This window comes from Nonomuraea sp. NPDC001699, from assembly GCF_053596455.1.
The window spans coordinates 122,059-139,346 of the sequence record NZ_JBSFGF010000021.1; the positions used below are offsets into that span (position 1 = coordinate 122,059).

Genomic DNA, 17,288 nt, shown 5'->3' on the forward strand with positions numbered 1-17,288 from the left:
TATAGCACGTTGTGTAAAGGCTTTCCGGCGGTTCCCCAAGGTCACGCGAACTCCATCGCAATCCCTCCGCCAGCCCTGCTCGGGATCCGGATCCGCATCCGGTTCCCCTGGACGGGGAACTCACCTACCCACGCCGCGGCCGGGAAACAGCAATGCCCTCCGACCTGCGAGGAAGCGCGAAAAGGCGGCGAGCGGGGGCCGATCGGCCCCCGCTCGCAACAGGGTGGATCAGGCGCGGGCGACGCCGTCGGCGCGGGCCTGGGCGGCCACGGCGGCGGTCACGGCCGGGGCCACGCGCTGGTCGAACGGGCTCGGGATGACGTACGTGGCCGAGAGGTCGTCGCCGACGACGGCGGCCAGCGCCTCGGCGGCGGCCACCTTCATGTTCTCGGTGATGGTCGTGGCCCGCACGTCGAGCGCGCCCCGGAAGACCCCGGGGAAGGCCAGGACGTTGTTGATCTGGTTGGGAAAGTCGGAGCGCCCGGTGGCGACCACCCTGGCATGCCTGGCGGCCACCTCCGGGTGGACCTCCGGGGTGGGGTTGGACAGGGCGAAGACGATGGCGTCGGGGGCCATCGACGCGATGGCCGCCTCGGAGACGGTCGAGCCGGACAGGCCGAGGAAGACGTCGGCGCCGGCCAGGGCCTCCTCGGTGGAGCCGGTGTGGCCGGCCCGGTTGGTGTCGCGGGCCAGGGCCTGCTTGACCGGGTTGAGCCCTTCGCGGCCCTCGTAGATCATGCCCTTGGAGTCGGCGACCGCGATGTCGCCGATGCCGGCGCCCAGCAGGATGCGGGTGACGGCGACGCCGGAGGCGCCCGCGCCGGCCACGACGGCGCGCAGGTCGCCGAGCGTGCGGCCGGTCAGGCGGGCGGCGTTCTGCAGGGCGGCCAGCGCGACGATGGCGGTGCCGTGCTGGTCGTCGTGGAAGACCGGGATGTCGAGCAGGTCGCGCAGGCGGTCTTCGACCTCGAAGCAGCGCGGTGCGCTGATGTCCTCCAGGTTGACGCCGCCGAACGACGGCGCGAGACGCACCACGGTCTCGACGAGCGCGTCGACGTCGGTGCAGTCGAGGCAGATCGGGACGGCGTCGACGTTGCCGAACTCCTTGAACAGCAGCGCCTTGCCCTCCATGACCGGCATGGCGGCCGACGGCCCGATGTCGCCCAGGCCGAGCACGGCGGTGCCGTCGGTGACGACGGCGACCACGTTGGAGACCCAGGTGTAGTCGTTGACCAGCGAAGGCGTCTCGGCGATGGCGGTGCAGACCCGGGCGACGCCGGGCGTGTAGGCGAGTGACAGGTCGTCGGCGTCGCGGACGGGAATGGTCGAGCGGACCTCCAGCTTGCCCCCGCGGTGGAGCGCGAAGGCCGGATCGAGGTCGAGCGATTCGACGGAAGCAGAAGCGGGCGTGGCAGACACAGCGACCCCAGTATTCATCGGAACGGACGAAACCATCGGCGTACGAGCGCGAGTGGGCCGGCTTCGGTAGCTGCCGGGCTCCCCTCGTCGGTCGTCTCTGAGGGGTTACGGGGGTCACCCGTCTCCCCATAGTGCCACATGGTGAGATGGTCGATGGTGTCGGAGCCGACGCCGTTCCGTTGACGCATCGTTAAACGCAGGATGACGGACCGCTGCTAAACCCCATTTAAACTGCACAAAACGCAAGTTACGTGGCATAACTCTTTCGAGGAGGCCGTACATGGCCCTCAGCCCCCAGGGCCGCCGTGGCTACGCTGTCGGCGCGCTCGCCCTGACCGCCGCTCTCGCCCTCAGCGCGTGTGGCAGCGACACCGGAGGCACCTCCGGCAGCACGACCGGTGCGAGCTCCTCCGCGGCCGGCGGCGTGAAGCTCGTCCAGCCCGGCAAGCTCACGGTCTGCACGAACATCCCGTACGAGCCGTTCCAGTTCAAGGACGACAGCGGCAAGATCGTCGGTTTCGACGTGGACATCGTCGACCTCGCCGCGAAGAAGCTGGGCGTGACCCAGAACATCGTGGACATCGACTTCGCGGTGATCAAGAGCGGCGCCGCCATGGCCGCGGGCAAGTGCGACGTGGCCGCCGCCGGCATGACGATCACCGACGAGCGCAAGCAGAACATCGACTTCTCCGAGCCCTACTTCGACGCCACCCAGGCCCTGCTGGCCAAGAAGGGCTCCGGCGCGAAGTCGCTGGAGGACGTCAAGGCCAAGAACCTCAAGCTGGGCGCGCAGGCCAGCACGACCGGCCTCGACTACGTCAAGAAGCAGGGCTTCAACCCCACCGAGTACGCCGACTCGGCCAAGGAGCTGCTGGCCCTCCAGGCAGGGCAGGCCGACGTGATCGTCCAGGACCTTCCCGTGGTGCTGACCTGGCTGAAGAAGCCCGAGATCGCCGAGAAGTTCGAGCTGGTCGCCAGCCTGGACACCGGCGAGCAGTACGGCATCGGCCTCAAGAAGGGCGCCGACCCGACCCTGCTCAAGACGATCAACGAAGAGATCACCAAGGCCAAGCAGGACGGCTCCTACGAGAAGATCTACGTGAAGTGGTTCGGCAAGAAGCCCGGCGAGCTGGGCTGATCCATGGCCGACCAGCCGAAGACCGCTGAGCCCGGCCGTGCCGGGCTCAGCCCTCGGAAGAAACAGCAGATCACGCGTACGGTCCAGTACGTCGTGCTGGCCGCCGCGCTCGTCGCCGTGGTCCTGTACGCGGACTGGGCCAGCCTCGCGCAGAACTTCGCCAAGGCCGACGTCGCCAAGCAGGCGCTGCCCGACCTGTTCACGGTCGCGCTGCGCAACACGATCATCTACACGGTGGGCGGGTTCGTCGTCTCGTTCGTGGCCGGGCTGCTGCTGGCGCTCATGCGGTTGTCGCAGGTGCGGCCGTACCGGTGGATCGCGGTCGTCTACATCGAGATCTTCCGTGGCCTGCCGGCGCTGCTGATCTTCCTGATGATCACCTTCCTGCCGCTGGCGCTGCCCGGGTTCGAGGTGCCGTTCGGCACGTACGGACAGGGCATCCTGGGCCTCGGCCTGGTCGGCGCCGCCTACCAGGCGGAGGTCTTCCGCGCGGGCCTTCAGGCGGTCCCCAAGGGCCAGACGGAGGCCGCCAGGTCGCTGGGCATGTCCGCGACCCGGGCACAGGTGACGGTGGTCATCCCGCAGGCCATCCGCATGGTGATCCCGCCGACCACCAACCAGTTCGTGTCCCTGCTCAAGGACTCCTCGCTGGTGCTGTTCCTGGGCGTCTCCGGCGAGTACGTCGAGCTGGCCAAGTTCGGCAACGACCTGGCCTCCCAGTACGCCAACGCCACGCCCATCATGGTCGCCGGCGTGACGTACCTGATCGTCACGATCCCGCTGGGCTACCTCGCGTCCCGGCTTGAGGGGCGTAAGCGGAGGAGCCAATGACGCACGCCATCGAGCTACGAGACCTGCACAAGTACTTCGGCAAGAACCAGGTGCTCAAGGGCATCGACATGACGGTCGAGCCGGGCCAGGTGGTGTGCGTCATCGGGCCGTCCGGCTCGGGCAAGTCCACGCTGCTGCGCTGCGTGAACCTGCTGGAGGAGCCCACCAAGGGCAAAGTGTTCGTGCAGGGCGTGGAGGTCACCGACCCCGACGTGGACATCGACGACGTACGACGCCGCATCGGGATGGTCTTCCAGCAGTTCAACCTGTTCCCGCACATGACGGCGCTGGAAAACGTCATGATCGCGCAGCAGCGGGTGCTGAAGCGCGGCAAGCGGGAGGCCGAGGTCGTGGCCCGGGAGAACCTGGAGAAGGTGGGCGTCGGCGCCAAGTGCGACTCCTACCCCACCCAGCTCTCCGGCGGGCAGCAGCAGCGGGTGGCCATCGCCAGGGCGCTGGCCATGAACCCCGACCTGATGCTGTTCGACGAGCCGACCTCGGCGCTCGACCCCGAGCTGGTCGGCGACGTGCTCACGGTCATGCGCAAGCTGGCCGAGGAGGGCATGACCATGCTCGTGGTCACCCACGAGATGGGCTTCGCCCGCCAGGTGGCCGACCGGGTGGTCTTCATGGACGGCGGCGTCGTCGTCGAGGACGGCGACCCCGCCCAGGTGATCGGCGACCCGCAGCACGAGCGCACCCGCACGTTCCTGCACCGGGTGCTGCACCCGGAGGAGTGACCCTTCCGGGCCCCCGGAGGTGCCGGGGGCCCGGCAACTCGTGTAATACTCCCGCATGGACCTGACCTCTTACGCGGAGTGGGCGGTCCGCCTGATCAACGATCCCGCCCCGCCCCCGGAGCTGACCGGCCTGCGCGCCGAGCTGGCCGCCGTGTTCGACGCCGCGGGCGACGCGCACGCGGTGGCCGAGCGCCTCAACGCCCTGCTGGTGCGCTACCCGGTGCACCCGCGGCTGTCGGACCACGACGGCCAGGGCTGGCACCTCCATCTGGCCGAGGACTCCGCCGCCAGCGCGGTGATGGGCCTGGCCGCCGTCGTCGCCGAGCTGGGCGCCGACCGGCTGGGCCGCTGCCACGAGCCGCGCTGCGCCCGCGCCTTCCTCGACACCTCCTCCAACCGCTCCCGCCGCTACTGCTCCTCCCGCTGCGCCACGCGCGCGAACGTGGCGGCCTACCGGCGCCGCAGGAGCGCCCAAGAAGGCTGAGGGGCCGCCCACGGGGTCGCAGCGGTCGCCTGAGAGGTCAGCTGCGGCGCACCAGCGGCCAGTAGCGCAGCACGACGCGCCCGACGATCTCCTCGACCGGCCCGAAGTCCCAGCTGTCCCGGCGCCCGCCGGCGCGCTGGTTGTCGCTCTCCAGCCACCAGCCGCCCTCGCCGTGCCACTGGGCGCGTTTCACGATGAGCTGATCGGGATCGCCGGGCAGCCTGGCCACGACGAGGTCGCCGGGATGGACGACGGCTCCCCGGCGGACCAGGAGCCAGTCGCCGGGAACCAGCGCGGGACGCATCGAATCGCCCTCGACACGCACTCTCATGGGCAGAGACCCCCTACTCCACAGGCGTTGGGACCCGAGTAAGGTCGGTTGTGGACCAAGCTGATTCAGCATCAAGGAAGGACTTTCTGATGCTCGCACGACTGCTACGACCCAAGCATGTCGCTTCCGCCCACTGCGACCTGCCCTGTGGTGTCTACGACCCCGCCCAGGCCCGGATCGAGGCCGAGTCGGTCAAGGCGATCATGGAGAAGTACGAGGCCAGCGACGACCCGGTCTTCCGTACCCGCGCGCTCATCATCAAGGAGCAGCGCGCCGAGCTGGTCAAGCACCACCTGTGGGTGCTCTGGACCGACTACTTCAAGCCGCCGCACCTGGAGCAGTACCCCCAGCTGCACCAGCTCTTCTGGGAGGCCACCAAGCTGGCGGGCGCCGCGGCCGCCAAGGGCACCGTCGACGGTGGCAAGGCCGACGAGCTCCTGGCCAAGATCGACGAGATCTCCAAGATCTTCTGGGAGACCAAGGCCGCCTAAATCGGCACAAAAGGCTCTGTGCGGTCCAGACCGCACAGAGCCTTTTCCGTTGATGGCGAGTCTGAATCCGCCAAGCACCTCCCGGGAGCGGTAAGTTGCAGTTGGCGTCGGAAACGCGAGGAGGAACGTGACCGAGGAAACCGAGACGCGTCCGGAGGGCGTGGCCGGCATCCGTGACGTGGTGAGCATCAGGCTCCCGGCCGCGAGTGCCTACCTGTCCGTGCTGCGTACGGCCACCGCCGGCCTGGCCGCCCGGCTCGACTTCACCCTGGACGAGATCGAAGATCTGCGCATCGCGGTCGACGAGGCGTGTGCCATGTTGCTGAGCGAGGCGGTCCCGGGCACCGACCTGACCGCCGAGTTCGAGCTGACCGGCGACGTGATGAAGGTCAGCGTCGAGGTGGCCACGGTAGGCAACTCCGCCCCGAAGCGCGACGACTTCGCCTGGATGGTCCTGACCGCCCTGGCCGACGACGTCGACGCCGTGACCGACTCCCCCGACCGCATGGCGATCGTCCTGCGTAAGCGCCGAGGCGCAGCGAGGCCGGCGTGACGGAAAGGACTGGAGCCATGGCCACCAGCGAACACGCCGTGCCCGACAGGGTTCGCGCCCGCTTGCTCTTCGCCGAGCTGGCCGAGCTGGGTCCCGAGGAACCGCGCCGCCAGCGCATCAGGGATGAGCTGGTCGAGCTTCACCTTCCTCTGGTCGAATACCTGGCCCGCCGCTTCCGCAACCGCGGCGAGTGGCTCGACGACCTCACCCAGGTCGCCACGATCGGCCTGATCAAGTCGATCGACCGGTTCGATCTCAAGCGCGGGGTGGAGTTCTCCACCTACGCCACGCCCACCATCGTCGGCGAGATCAAGCGGCACTTCCGCGACAAGGGCTGGGCGGTCCGGGTGCCGCGCCGCCTGCAGGAGCTGAAGCTCTCGCTGACGAAGGCGATCAGCGACCTGTCGCAGCGCGAGGGCCGCGCGCCCACGGTCGCCGAGCTGGCCGCCTACCTCAAGATGACCGAGGAGGAGGTGCTGGAGGGCCTGGAGTCGGCCAACGCCTACTCCACGGTGTCCCTCGACGCGCCCGACTCCGGCGACGACGACGCCCCCGCGGTGTCCGACTCGCTGGGCATCGTGGACGAGTCGCTGGAGGGCGTCGAATACCGCGAGTCGCTCAAGCCGCTGCTCGAACGGCTGCCGCCGCGCGAGAAGCGCATCCTGCTGCTGCGGTTCTTCGGGAACATGACGCAGTCGCAGATCGCGACCGAGCTCGGCATCTCGCAGATGCACGTGTCCCGGCTGCTGGCCCGTACCCTCGCCCAGTTGCGTGAGGGGCTGACCGCGGAGGACTAACCGTCCCCGTAGAGAGCATGGGTGGTGGGGGGCGCGAGCAGCGCCACCAGCCCGGTCAGGGCCACCACGATCAGCGGAACGCCGATCAGTGGCTGGTCCGACTGGATGAGCGTGACCCCGACGGGCAGCAGGAAGATCTGTGCCAGCACGCCCGGCGACCTCCCCCACCGCTCCGCCCGGAGCAGGCCGCCCCAGGCGACCCAGAGCAGCCCGGCCCCGATCATCAGCCCGAAGGCCGACTCCGCGATGGCCGTGGTGAGACTGTCAGGCGTGCTCACCACCGTCTCCACCGCTACGTAGATCCCGAGCCCGAGGGCGACGAGCCCCTCCAGGGCCACGACGACGGCGGCGACGAGCAAACTCCACGGACGCTTCGACACAGCCAAACCCTATCCGCCCCGGGGTCCGGTCCCGCCGGGGATGTTCCCCCACCCCGAGCAGGTCGGCGATCAGCGGCTACGCTGGCGATATGCGCGCAATGTTGCTGGTCAATCCCAAGGCCACCACCACCAACGCCCGCACGAGAGACGTGTTGATCCGCGCGCTCGGCGCGGCCGTGGAGCTGTCGGTGGAGGAGACCGGCTACCGGGGGCACGCCGCGACACTGGCGGCCACGGCCCATGCCAAGGGGTTCCACGTGGTCGCGGTGCTCGGCGGCGACGGCACGATCAACGAGACCGTCAACGGCCTGCTCAACCCGGTCAACGGCCACGACACCCCGCCGGCCGATGACCCCAGCTCCGGCCGCCCCGGCCTCATCGTGATCCCCGGCGGCAGCGCGAACGTGTTCGCCCGCTCGCTCGGCCTGCCGAACGAGCCGGTCGAGGCCACCGGCGCGGTCCTGGAGGCGCTGCGCGAGGGCCGGCGCCGGACCGTGGGCCTGGGGCAGGCGCTGTGGGAGGGGCACAACCGGTATTTCACCTTCTGCGCGGGCATGGGGTACGACGCCGAGGTCGTGCGGGCCGTGGAGGGCCTGCGGGGCACGGGGAGGAAGGCTACCCCGGCCCGGTATGTGAACACCGCTCTGCGGCACTATCTGGCCACGGACAAGCGGCATGCTCCGATGACCCTGACCGGGCCGGGCATCCCGGCGGCCGAGGGCGTGTTCATGACCATCATCACCAACACCTCGCCGTGGACGTACCTGGGGGGCAAGCCGGTGACGCCGACGCCGTGGGCGAGCTTCGAGACCGGGCTCGACCTGCTCGGGCTGAGGCGGATGGGGCCGGTCCAGATCGCCGGGTTGATCCGGCAGATCCTCACGGAGAGTGACGCCGTCCCGTCCGGCAAGCATCTCGTCCAGCTGCACGACGAGGCCGAGTTCACCCTCACCGCCGACCGTCCCGTGGCCTTCCAGCTGGACGGGGACTACCTGGGCGAACGCGAATCCGTAACATTCCGGTCTACCCCGAACGCGTTACAAGTTCTGGTCTAGCCGGTTACATTCGGTCATTGTGTGACGCATCCGACATCCATAACCCCCAAAACTTCGCCCCAACCCTCTTGCGTGCACTCTGCGTGGCTGAAAGGCTCAACACTGACGTCGGAACGTAGGACCTTTAACAACCCCAAGGCCCTCCGGCTGTCAGGCGGACAACCCCGGTCCAACACCTGGATGCGGGTAATTGTTCGCGCGAGTTAGTGAAACTCTTCACAAAGTAGCCGCACGGAGCCGACCAAAGGTTCCATCTACTAAGGAGTGGACGCATGGACTGGCGCCACCGAGCTGCCTGCCGTGACGTGGACCCCGAGCTGTTCTTCCCGATCGGCAACACCGGCCCTGCCCTGATGCAGATCGAAGAGGCCAAGCAGGTCTGCCGGTCCTGCCCGGCCGTCGACGCGTGCCTGAAGTGGGCGCTGGAGTCCGGACAGGACGCCGGCGTCTGGGGCGGTCTGAGCGAGGACGAGCGCCGCGCTCTCAAGCGCCGCACCGCCCGCGCCCGCGCCCGCGCCTCCGCCTGACCCCGCTGTTCCCCGCAGGAGCCGTCCAGCTTGGCGTGATCGACGTTTCCGCCAAGACCCCGTCGCGACGCGTACGCGGCGGCCAGGCTCGTACGGACCGGGCGCGCCACCTCTGAGGCGGCCGCCCGGACCTGCGGAACCTCACGCGGACGGCATCGGGATCGACAACCCGACGTGCGTGCCGCCCCCCTCGCGCGGTTCGATCGTGAGCCTGCCCGACAGCTCCCCCTCCACCAGCGTGCGGACGATCTGCAGCCCCAGACTGGTGGACTTGTCGAGATCGAAGTCCGCGGGAAGGCCGCGCCCGTCGTCCCAGACGGTGACGTTCAGCCGGTCGGGAGCGGGCTCGACCACCACCTCCATGCGCTTGGGACGCCCGTGCTGCAACGCGTTCTGCAGCAGCTCGGTCAGCGCCATGGCCAGCGGCGTGGCGATGAGCGAGGGCAGCACGCCGAACGCCCCCACCCGCCTCGGCGTGACCGCCGCCTCGGCCGCCGACACCTCGCCCGCCATCGCGATCACCCGGTCGGCGATCTCGTCGAAGTCGACGAACTCCTCCGGCGCGTGCGACAACGTCTCGTGCACGATGGCGATCGAGCCGACGCGGCGCACGGCCTCCTCCAGCGCCTCGCGGCCCTCGGGCACCTGAAGGCGCCGCGCCTGGAGCCGCAGCAGCGCGGCGACGGTCTGGAGGTTGTTCTTGACGCGGTGGTGGATCTCGCGGATCGTGGCGTCCTTGGTCATCAGCTCGCGCTCGCGCCGCCGCAGCTCGGTGACATCCCTTATGAGGACGAGCGCGCCGATGCGGCCGCCGCCGACGATCAGCGGGATCGCCCTGAGCTGCACGATCGTGCCGCCCGACTCGACCTCGGTCTCCTTGGCCGCGCGCCCGCTGGCCACGATCATCAGGTCTTCGTTGATCGGCTCGTCGGAGTAGCACAGCGTCGCCGTCACCCGGCCCAGCTCGGCGCCCACCAGGTCGGCGTGCAGGCCGAGCCGCCGGTAGGCCGACAGGGCGTTGGGCGAGGCGTACGTGACCCGCCCGGCCCGGTCGAGCCGCAGCAGGCCGTCGCCGACGCGGGGCGAGCGGACCAGGATCGGCTCCTCCCCCGAGAACGGGAAGCGCCCCTCGGCGACCATCTGCGCCAGGTCGGACGCGCTCTGGAGGTAGGTCAGCTCCAGCCGGGACGGCGTGCGGGCCGAGGAGAGGTTCGTGGAGCGCTGGATGACGCCGAGGAAGCGGCCCTCGCCGTTGTCGACCGCCCGGCGCACCGGGATGGTCTCCTCGCGGACCGGGACCCCCGTGGACCAGTCGGGGTCGCCCTCGCGGCAGATGCGGCGCTCGTTCCAGGCCGTGTCGATGAGGTGGCGCTCGCCCTTGGCGGCCATGCTGCCGACGATGTCGTCGTGGTAGACGGTGGGGCCGGTGGTGGGGCGCATCTGGGCGATGGCGATCCAGCCGTTCTCGCCGAGCAGCGGCGCCCACAGGATGAGGTCGGCGAAGGACAGGTCGGCCAGCAGCTGCCAGTCGGAGACCAGTGAGTGCAGCCAGTCGAGGTCCGCCTCGTCGAGTGCGGTGTAGCGGGCGACGAGGTCGCTGAGAGTCGGCACGAGTGCATCATGCGTGCTTCGGCCGCCAACAGCCAAACCGACCCCCTGATCGAATGCGCAGCTCCTGGCCGGGGAAGGACTCCGCGCACCGCACACGGGTGCGCCACCGTGCACCCGGCGCGACTTTCGGGGAATCTCATGGTGTGAGAACCGTCACACGGCGGGGTTCGCCCGATCCCCATGACGGGACTTCACGGGCATGCCGGAGGTGATCGACACGGGCGGGTGGCTCCTCGATGACGCGGGCCCGGCACCGGCCTCGGTTGCGATCGCGCACGCTGCTGTGGATATCCTTCACAATCAGTCTGAGCTGCCCGGATTCGCGCGTACTTGGTGGTGTGCGCGCTCCGTGCGGATATGCCGTCCCTCCAGGTGGTTGACCGCTCGGGCCGATATGAGTTCCGATGATCTCGCGGTGATCAGACACGCCCTCACCGCCGTGCCAGAAGTGAAGGTGAGAGCGTGACCGACGACGGCCCCCGCGTTCCCAAGTACTACGACGTGAAGCGCAGTCTTCTGGAGCTCACCAAGAGCCTGCCCACGGGCACCGCCCTGCCTCCCGAGCGCACGCTGGCGGTGCGGTTCGAGACCTCGCGCACCACCGTCCGCCAGGCGCTGACCGAGCTGGTCGTCGAAGGCAGGCTGCTGCGCATCCAGGGCAAGGGCACGTTCGTGGCCCAGCCGAAGGTCGCGCAGGTGCTCCAGCTCACCTCCTACATCGGCGACCTGCGCACGGCGGGCCTGGAGCCGGACACCAAGATCCTGGAGATCGGCTACATCACCGCCGACGAGGCGCTCGCGCGGCGGCTGGCCATCAACCCCGGCGGCCGGGTGCTGCGCATCCACCGGCTCCGGCTGGCCAACGGCGAGCCCGTCTCCATCGACACCACCCACCTGTCCGCGCGGCGCTTCCCCCGCCTGCGCCGGGAGCTGGAGGTGCACGCCTCCCTGTACGAGACGCTGCACAACGCCTACAACGTACGACTCACGGACGCCGAGGAGATCATCGAGACCGTCCTGGCCACCCCGTACGACGCCAAGGCCCTGGGCGTGGACGTGGGCCTGCCGATGCTCCTGCTGACCCGCCACGCCTTCGACGCCGACGGCCACCCGGTGGAGTGGGCGCAGTCCCTCTACCGCGGCGACCGGTACAAGTTCGTCACGCGCCTGCGGCGTCCCTGACCGCGATCGCGGACGGCGGCTTCTAGGCTGGGACGATGAGCGTTCTCGTCGTGGCCGGCACCGACTTCGGCGTGGGCAAGACCGTCGTGTCGGCCGCGCTGGCCGCCCTGGCCGTGGAGCGGGGGTCGTCCGTGGCCGTGGTGAAGCCGGCGCAGACCGGCGGCGGCCACGACCTCGACGAGGTGATCCGGCTGTCCGGGGTGAGCACCACGTTCGAGCTGGCGCGTTACGCCGAGCCGCTCTCCCCGGCCGCCGCGGCGCGGGTCGCCGGGGTGCCGCCGGTGTCGCTGACGGCCACCGCCCGGTTCGTCGAGGAGCTGGCCGAGAGCAACCGGCTGGTCGTCGTCGAGGGCACGGGCGGGCTGCTGGTGCGGTTCGACGAGGACGGCGCGACGATCGCCGACCTGGCCCGCCTGGTGGGCGCACAGGTGCTCGTGGTGGCCGGGGCCGGGATCGGGGCGCTCAACCACACGGCGCTGACCCTGGAGGCCCTGGCGCACCGGGGGCTCGACCCGGCGGGCGTGGTGATCGGGCGCTGGCCGGCGGAGACCGGGATCATCGAGCGGAGCAACGTCGCCGATCTGGAGATGCTGGCCGCGCGGCCGCTGGCGGGGGTGCTGCCCGAGGGAGCCGGGAGACTCGGCCGCGAGGCGTTCGTCCGGGCGGCGCGCGAGGGGCTGGGCGCCACGCTGGGCGGTTCGTTCGACCCGTCCGCCTTCAAGCGGCGGGTGGGGGTGCTCTAGCAGGCGGCCTCGGGGAGGCGGCAGACCCTGACGGTCATCTCGCGCGCCTGTCCGATCAGCCCCTTGAAGCCCTTGAGCGGCAGGCTCCTGGTCGGCCAGGCCGACTCGCCGGCGATGTAGAGGGCCGCGCCGCGCCTGACGGCGACCGCGTGCTCGCCGTTCTCGAAGAAGCGGCCGCCGGCGCGCAGGCCGTCGTCGCCCACGTCCAGGGGCCGGGTGAAGTAGCGGCGGCGGTTGACGCCCTTGCCGGCGTCGGCGCAGCGCCTGAGGTCAGCGCGCAGGACGCGCATGGCGGCCTCGGCGTGCCGGACGTCCTTGTAGACGACGAGCTGCTCGTACTTCATCTCGTCCTCGCTGGAGTACAGGACGGCCCGCGCCTCCAGGCGGCCGCCGTCCCGCCTGCGGTACGACAGGCACGGGTCGAGCTGGAGCGGCAGTTCGACGGAGTTCTTGACGGTGTAGGTCTCCCACTGCCTGGCGGGCGGGTGCTTCTCCAGGAACAACATGCCGTGCGGTAACCCGCCCAGCAGCGTGGACGCGGCCGCCAGCGCGGCGACCCCTGCTGCGAACATGCGAACCTCCCCTTGGTCTGTTTGGAAATGAGATGTCCGGTGCGCGGCAATGGTTCGAGGGTGGGGTTAGCCCTACCGTCCACCGGCACACCAGACCCATTTCGCGGGGGTCTGGTGGGTCAATACCTTTGACGCATGAAAGTCCCCCGTCCCTGGTCGGCACGTGCCTGGCTCGACACGTCCCACGTGATGATCGGGCTGCCGGTCGCCATGGTGCTCGGCGGGCTCACGTTGCTGCTGGCCGTGGCCCCGCCGGTGCTGCGGCGCGGCGTCCCGGTGTTCACCCGGGTGCAGCGGTCCAGGTTCGCGGCCTTCCTCGACGTACGCATCCCGCCGCCGGTGGGCCCGGCCGGCTGGCGCAGGGCGACCACCTGGCGGCAGATCGCCTACCACCTGCTGTCGCCCTTCGTCGGCGCGGCGGCGGCCTTCCTCGTCGCGCTGGCGTGGGGCGGCGCCGTGGTGGGGCTGCTGGCGTTCCTGCCACCGCGCATACAGGCGCCGCCGCTGGTGTTCCTGGTCGACCTGCGCGATCCGGTCATCGCGGGGGTCTCCATGGCGACCGGCCTGGCACTGCTGCTGCTCGCCCCCCTCCTGGCCAGGGGCATGGCGGCGCTCGACCTGTCGGTGGCGCGCACGCTGCTCGGGCCCAGCCGTAACGAGCTGGGGCAGCGCATCGAGACGCTGACCGAGAGCCGGGCCGGCGTGATCGACGCCGCCGACGCCGAGCGCCGCAGGATCGAGCGCGACCTGCACGACGGCGCCCAGCAGCGCCTGGTCTCGCTCGCCATGAACCTCGGCCTGGCCAGGGCCACCCTCACCGACCTGCCCGAGCCCGCCCGCGAGGCGATCGAGCGGGCCCACGAGGAGGCCAAGCAGGCGCTCAAGGAGCTGCGCGACTTCGTCCGCGGCCTGCATCCGGCCGTGCTCAACGACCAGGGGCTCGACGCGGCGCTCTCCGGCGTCGCCGCCCGCGCCCCGCTTCCCGTACGCCTGCGCGTCGACATCGACCGGCGCGTCTCCCCGACCATCGAGGCGGTGGCCTTCTTCATCGTGTCCGAAGCACTGACCAACATCGCCAAACACTCCGCCGCGACCAGGGCCGAGGTGACGGCCCGGCGCGAGCGCGACCGCCTGCACGTGCTGGTGCACGACAACGGCTGCGGCGGCGCCCGGCTCGACGGCGGCACCGGGCTGCGCGGCCTGGCCCAGCGCATCGACTCCGTGGACGGGACGCTGCGCCTGTCCAGCCCGCTCGGCGGGCCGACCACGATCGAGGTGGACCTGCCGTGCGAGTAGTGCTGGCCGAGGACTCCGTCCTGTTGCGCGAGGGGCTGATCAGGCTGCTGGACGCGTCCGGCATGCGGGTGGTGGCGGCCGTGGACGAGGCCGAGGGCCTGCTGCGGGCCGCCGAGGAGCACCGGCCGGAGCTGGTGATCACCGACGTCCGGATGCCGCCCACGCACACCGACGAGGGGCTGCGCGCCGCTCTCGTGCTGCGCCGCCAGCATCCCGGCCTGCCCGTGCTGGTGCTCTCCCAGTACGTCGAGGAACGCTACGCCGCCCGCCTGCTGGCCACGGCGACCGGCGGCGTCGGCTACCTGCTGAAGGACCGGGTGGCCGACGTGGCCGACTTCATCGACGCCCTGCGCAGGGTCGCCGGCGGCGGCACCGCCCTCGACCCGGAGGTCGTCGCCCAGCTCCTGCTGCGCGGCGACAGCGACCCGTTGGAACGGCTGACGCCACGCGAGCACGAGGTGCTCAAGCTCATGGCCGAGGGCCGCTCGAACGCCGGCATCGGCCAGGCGCTCGTGCTCAGCGAGGGGGCCGTGGGCAAGCACATCGGCAACATCTTCACCAAGCTCGACCTGTCCCCCGCCGAGGGCGATCACCGCCGGGTCCTCGCCGTCCTGCAGTTCCTCAAGATCAGGAGCATGCCGTGAGGGCCATATGGCTGACGGCGGGAGCCGTGGCCACGGTGGCCGCCCTGCTGCTGTCCGTCCTGCTGGTCTGGAACGGGTTCGCCCGGGCCACCGCGCCGCAGGAGAGGCAGGTCAGGTCGGTGCCGTTCGAGCTGAGCACGCTGAAGGTCACGACGGGCAGCGGCGAGGTGAACGTGGAGATCGCCCCGGGCCCGGCGGGCGAGCTGACGATCGCGCGGAACGTGGGCTGGACCTCGATCGACCGGCCGGTGATCACCGAGGACTGGAACGGCGACACCCTGCGGCTCGACATCCGGTGCGGGGCCTCGCGCGACCCGGACGGTCCCGTGTGCCGGGCCGACTACACGCTTCTGGTGCCGTTCGAGACCGGGATCGAGGCCCGGACGACCGTCGGCGACCTCTCGGTCGGCAACGTGGTCGGCGCCGTGCGGCTGACCACCGTGTCAGGGGACGTGCGGGCCGACGGGATCACTGGCGGGCTGTGGGCCAGGTCCGGTTCGGGGACCGTCAACGGCAACTCGCTGCTCGGCACCCGGGCCGACGTCGAGACCGGCTCGGGCGACGTACGGCTCGACTTCGCCAGCCCGCCCCTCACGGTCAGGGCCGTCGCGCGGGCCACCGGCGACGTCGAGCTGCGCCTGCCGCCGGAGACCTACGACGTGACGACCGAGGGACGGCGCACCGAGGTGGAGGTCGACGCGTCCACGGGCGCGCCCAGGAAGGTCGAGGCACGGGCGCCACTGGGCTCGGTCCGCGTCTGCTGCGGATAGCGGCAGAGCACCCGGTCCAGTCCAGACGCAAGCCTGAGGATCTGTTTACTCTTATCACTGGTTGGTAAGTTCCCGGCATGGAGTCTGCGAAGCACGCCGGTGACGTCGCCGTCGCCGTGTCCAAGGCCTATGGCGTCGAGACCATGTTCACCCTGTCGGGAGGCCACGTCTTCCCGCTGTACGACGGCGCGGTGCACGAGGGCATGCGCATCCTCGACGTACGCCACGAGCAGAGCGCGGTCTTCGCCGCCGAGGCGACGGCCCGGCTGACCAGGAAGCCCGGCCTGGCCGTGCTCACCGCCGGCCCGGGCATCACCAACGGCGTCAGCGGCATCGCGACCGCGCACTTCAACGGCTCGCCGGTGGTCGTCATGGGCGGCCGCGCCCCCCAGTCGCGCTGGGGCAGCGGCGCCCTCCAGGAGATGGACCATCCGCCGCTGCTCGGCCCGATCACCAAGCTGTCGTTCACCGCCTCCGGCGCCGACTCGGTCGGCCAGGACGTCGAGTCGGCCTTCCGCACCGCCGTCGCGCCCCAACGCGGCCCGGTCTTCCTCGACTTCTACATGGACCACCTGTTCGCCCCCTCGCCCGCCCACGAGGTGCACACGCAGTCGCCCTCGCCGCTGGAGCCCGACCCCGACGACCTGGCCTCCATCGCCCGGCTGCTGGCCGAGGCCCAGCGTCCGGTGCTGGTCTACGGCTCCGACGTGTGGATGGACCGGGCCGAGGAGGCCGCGCGCGACTTCGCCGAGACCTGGCGGCTGCCGGTCATCCCCAACGGCCAGGGCCGCGGCATCCTGCCCGCCGGGCACGAGCTGCTCGTCACCCGCGCCCGCGGCCTGGCCTTCTCCCAGGCCGACCTGGTCATCGTGATCGGCACCCCGCTCGACTTCCGGCTCGGCTACGGCTGGTTCGGCGGCAAGGACGGCGCGCCGCTGGCCCGCGTCGTGCACATCGCCGACGCGCCCTCGCAGCTCGCCACGCACATGCAACCCGCCGCCAAGGCCGCGGGCGACCTGTCGGTGGTCCTGTGGAGCCTCGGCGCGGCCTGCGGCGACGCCGGGGTCAAGCCCGGCTCGTACGCGTCCTGGCTGTCCACGCTGGCCGACGCCGCCGCCGCGGCGATCGAGGGCGACGCCGGCCTGCTGGCCGCCGACACCGACCCGATCCATCCCATGCGCATCTACGGCGAGCTGGGCAAGGTCCTGGCCGACGACGCCGTGGTCATCGGCGACGGCGGCGACTTCGTCTCCTACGCCGGCAAGTACGTCGAGCCCAGGCAGCCGGGCAACTGGCTCGACCCCGGCCCGTACGGGTGCCTCGGCACCGGGCTCGGCTACTCCATCGCCGCCCGGCTGGCCCGTCCGTCCTCGCAGGTCGTGCTCCTGCTCGGCGACGGCGCCGCCGGCTTCTCCCTGATGGACGTCGACACCCTCGTACGCCACCGCCTGCCGGTCGTCATGATCTGCGGCAACAACGGCATGTGGGGCCTGGAGAAGCACCCCATGCAACTCCTGTACGGCTACGACGTGGCCGCCGACCTCCAGCCGCAGTGCCGCTACGACCAGGTCGTGACGGCACTGGGCGGCGGCGGCGAGCTGGTCACCAAGCCGTCGGAGATCGGGCCCGCGCTGCGCAGGGCGTTCGACTCCGGCATCCCGTACATGGTCAACATCGCCACCGACCCGCAGGTCGCCTACCCCCGCAACACGACGGGGATCTGA

At 70.7% G+C, this 17,288-nt stretch carries 20 protein-coding genes; 15 read left to right on the forward strand and 5 right to left on the reverse strand.

The features are described from left to right. Window positions 1-228: 228 nt before the first annotated feature. The gene (locus tag ACWCSU_RS40960; RefSeq protein ID WP_449942068.1) at window positions 229-1,437 is read right to left on the reverse strand and encodes an NAD(P)-dependent malic enzyme; all 1,209 of its coding nucleotides are present in this window, start codon (window positions 1,435-1,437) and stop codon (window positions 229-231) included. A 262-nt stretch (window positions 1,438-1,699) separates the two neighbouring features. On the opposite strand from ACWCSU_RS40960, the gene ACWCSU_RS40965 reads away from it, so the two are divergent. The 4 genes from ACWCSU_RS40965 to ACWCSU_RS40980 are packed head-to-tail and all read left to right on the forward strand — an operon-like array spanning window position 1,700 to window position 4,612. After that, the gene (locus ACWCSU_RS40965) at window positions 1,700-2,557 is read left to right on the forward strand and encodes an ABC transporter substrate-binding protein (protein ID WP_449942069.1); all 858 of its coding nucleotides are present in this window, start codon (window positions 1,700-1,702) and stop codon (window positions 2,555-2,557) included. A gap of 3 nt (window positions 2,558-2,560) precedes the next feature. Beyond that, window positions 2,561-3,388 (forward strand): amino acid ABC transporter permease, encoded by an 828-nt coding sequence (locus ACWCSU_RS40970; protein ID WP_357697315.1) that lies wholly within the window; start codon window positions 2,561-2,563, stop codon window positions 3,386-3,388. Next, window positions 3,385-4,128, forward strand: coding sequence for an amino acid ABC transporter ATP-binding protein (locus ACWCSU_RS40975; RefSeq protein ID WP_357697313.1), 744 nt, complete (start codon window positions 3,385-3,387; stop codon window positions 4,126-4,128). Before ACWCSU_RS40970 ends, ACWCSU_RS40975 begins: the two co-directional genes overlap by 4 nt. A gap of 55 nt (window positions 4,129-4,183) precedes the next feature. After that, window positions 4,184-4,612, forward strand: coding sequence for a CGNR zinc finger domain-containing protein (locus ACWCSU_RS40980; protein ID WP_449942070.1), 429 nt, complete (start codon window positions 4,184-4,186; stop codon window positions 4,610-4,612). A gap of 37 nt (window positions 4,613-4,649) precedes the next feature. Here the strand turns inward: ACWCSU_RS40980 and ACWCSU_RS40985 are convergent, their stop codons facing one another. Beyond that, window positions 4,650-4,943 (reverse strand): S24 family peptidase, encoded by a 294-nt coding sequence (locus ACWCSU_RS40985; RefSeq protein ID WP_357697309.1) that lies wholly within the window; start codon window positions 4,941-4,943, stop codon window positions 4,650-4,652. 89 nt (window positions 4,944-5,032) lie between these two features. Here ACWCSU_RS40985 and sodN point away from each other — a divergent pair, with 89 nt between their 5' ends. The 3 genes from sodN (at window position 5,033) to ACWCSU_RS41000 (ending at window position 6,784) form a co-directional block, all read left to right on the forward strand. Continuing rightward, window positions 5,033-5,434, forward strand: a complete 402-nt coding sequence (gene sodN, locus ACWCSU_RS40990; RefSeq protein WP_352331376.1) for a superoxide dismutase, Ni — start codon at window positions 5,033-5,035, stop codon at window positions 5,432-5,434. A 127-nt stretch (window positions 5,435-5,561) separates the two neighbouring features. After that, a complete protein-coding gene (locus tag ACWCSU_RS40995; RefSeq protein ID WP_357697307.1) occupies window positions 5,562-5,987 on the forward strand; it encodes an ATP-binding protein in 426 nt (141 codons plus the stop codon). Between the two features lie 17 nt (window positions 5,988-6,004). Beyond that, window positions 6,005-6,784, forward strand: coding sequence for an RNA polymerase sigma factor SigF (locus ACWCSU_RS41000; RefSeq protein ID WP_352352343.1), 780 nt, complete (start codon window positions 6,005-6,007; stop codon window positions 6,782-6,784). Here ACWCSU_RS41000 and ACWCSU_RS41005 read toward each other — a convergent pair. Beyond that, window positions 6,781-7,164: a hypothetical protein gene (locus ACWCSU_RS41005; protein ID WP_357697305.1), complete on the reverse strand. Its 384-nt coding sequence runs from the start codon at window positions 7,162-7,164 to the stop codon at window positions 6,781-6,783. The genes ACWCSU_RS41000 and ACWCSU_RS41005 overlap by 4 nt on opposite strands. Before the next feature lie 89 nt (window positions 7,165-7,253). On the opposite strand from ACWCSU_RS41005, the gene ACWCSU_RS41010 reads away from it, so the two are divergent. Beyond that, window positions 7,254-8,219, forward strand: a complete 966-nt coding sequence (locus tag ACWCSU_RS41010) for a diacylglycerol/lipid kinase family protein (protein ID WP_449942071.1) — start codon at window positions 7,254-7,256, stop codon at window positions 8,217-8,219. 272 nt (window positions 8,220-8,491) lie between these two features. Beyond that, the gene (locus ACWCSU_RS41015) at window positions 8,492-8,746 is read left to right on the forward strand and encodes a WhiB family transcriptional regulator (protein ID WP_113705541.1); all 255 of its coding nucleotides are present in this window, start codon (window positions 8,492-8,494) and stop codon (window positions 8,744-8,746) included. Window positions 8,747-8,887: 141 nt separating this feature from the next. Here the strand turns inward: ACWCSU_RS41015 and ACWCSU_RS41020 are convergent, their stop codons facing one another. Next, window positions 8,888-10,357 (reverse strand): histidine kinase N-terminal domain-containing protein, encoded by a 1,470-nt coding sequence (locus ACWCSU_RS41020; RefSeq protein ID WP_357697301.1) that lies wholly within the window; start codon window positions 10,355-10,357, stop codon window positions 8,888-8,890. Between the two features lie 462 nt (window positions 10,358-10,819). On the opposite strand from ACWCSU_RS41020, the gene ACWCSU_RS41025 reads away from it, so the two are divergent. Both ACWCSU_RS41025 and bioD read left to right on the forward strand, forming a co-directional pair. Then, window positions 10,820-11,539, forward strand: coding sequence for a GntR family transcriptional regulator (locus tag ACWCSU_RS41025; protein WP_357697299.1), 720 nt, complete (start codon window positions 10,820-10,822; stop codon window positions 11,537-11,539). A 35-nt stretch (window positions 11,540-11,574) separates the two neighbouring features. Next, a complete protein-coding gene (gene bioD, locus ACWCSU_RS41030; RefSeq protein ID WP_449942072.1) occupies window positions 11,575-12,282 on the forward strand; it encodes a dethiobiotin synthase in 708 nt (235 codons plus the stop codon). On the opposite strand, the gene ACWCSU_RS41035 is transcribed toward bioD, so the two are convergent. Then, a complete protein-coding gene (locus ACWCSU_RS41035; protein WP_449942073.1) occupies window positions 12,279-12,854 on the reverse strand; it encodes a hypothetical protein in 576 nt (191 codons plus the stop codon). The two genes, bioD and ACWCSU_RS41035, sit on opposite strands and share 4 nt — an antisense overlap. A gap of 135 nt (window positions 12,855-12,989) precedes the next feature. Between ACWCSU_RS41035 and ACWCSU_RS41040 the strand changes: the two genes are divergently transcribed. The 4 genes from ACWCSU_RS41040 (at window position 12,990) to ACWCSU_RS41055 (ending at window position 17,288) form a co-directional block, all read left to right on the forward strand. After that, complete coding sequence (locus tag ACWCSU_RS41040; RefSeq protein WP_357697293.1) at window positions 12,990-14,150, forward strand: sensor histidine kinase; 1,161 nt, start codon at window positions 12,990-12,992, stop codon at window positions 14,148-14,150. Next, a complete protein-coding gene (locus ACWCSU_RS41045) occupies window positions 14,141-14,794 on the forward strand; it encodes a response regulator transcription factor (RefSeq protein ID WP_357697291.1) in 654 nt (217 codons plus the stop codon). The genes ACWCSU_RS41040 and ACWCSU_RS41045 overlap by 10 nt, the downstream gene beginning before the upstream one ends. Further along, window positions 14,791-15,564, forward strand: a complete 774-nt coding sequence (locus ACWCSU_RS41050) for a DUF4097 family beta strand repeat-containing protein (protein ID WP_449942074.1) — start codon at window positions 14,791-14,793, stop codon at window positions 15,562-15,564. The genes ACWCSU_RS41045 and ACWCSU_RS41050 overlap by 4 nt, the downstream gene beginning before the upstream one ends. Before the next feature lie 77 nt (window positions 15,565-15,641). Continuing rightward, window positions 15,642-17,288, forward strand: coding sequence for an acetolactate synthase (locus tag ACWCSU_RS41055; protein WP_449942075.1), 1,647 nt, complete (start codon window positions 15,642-15,644; stop codon window positions 17,286-17,288).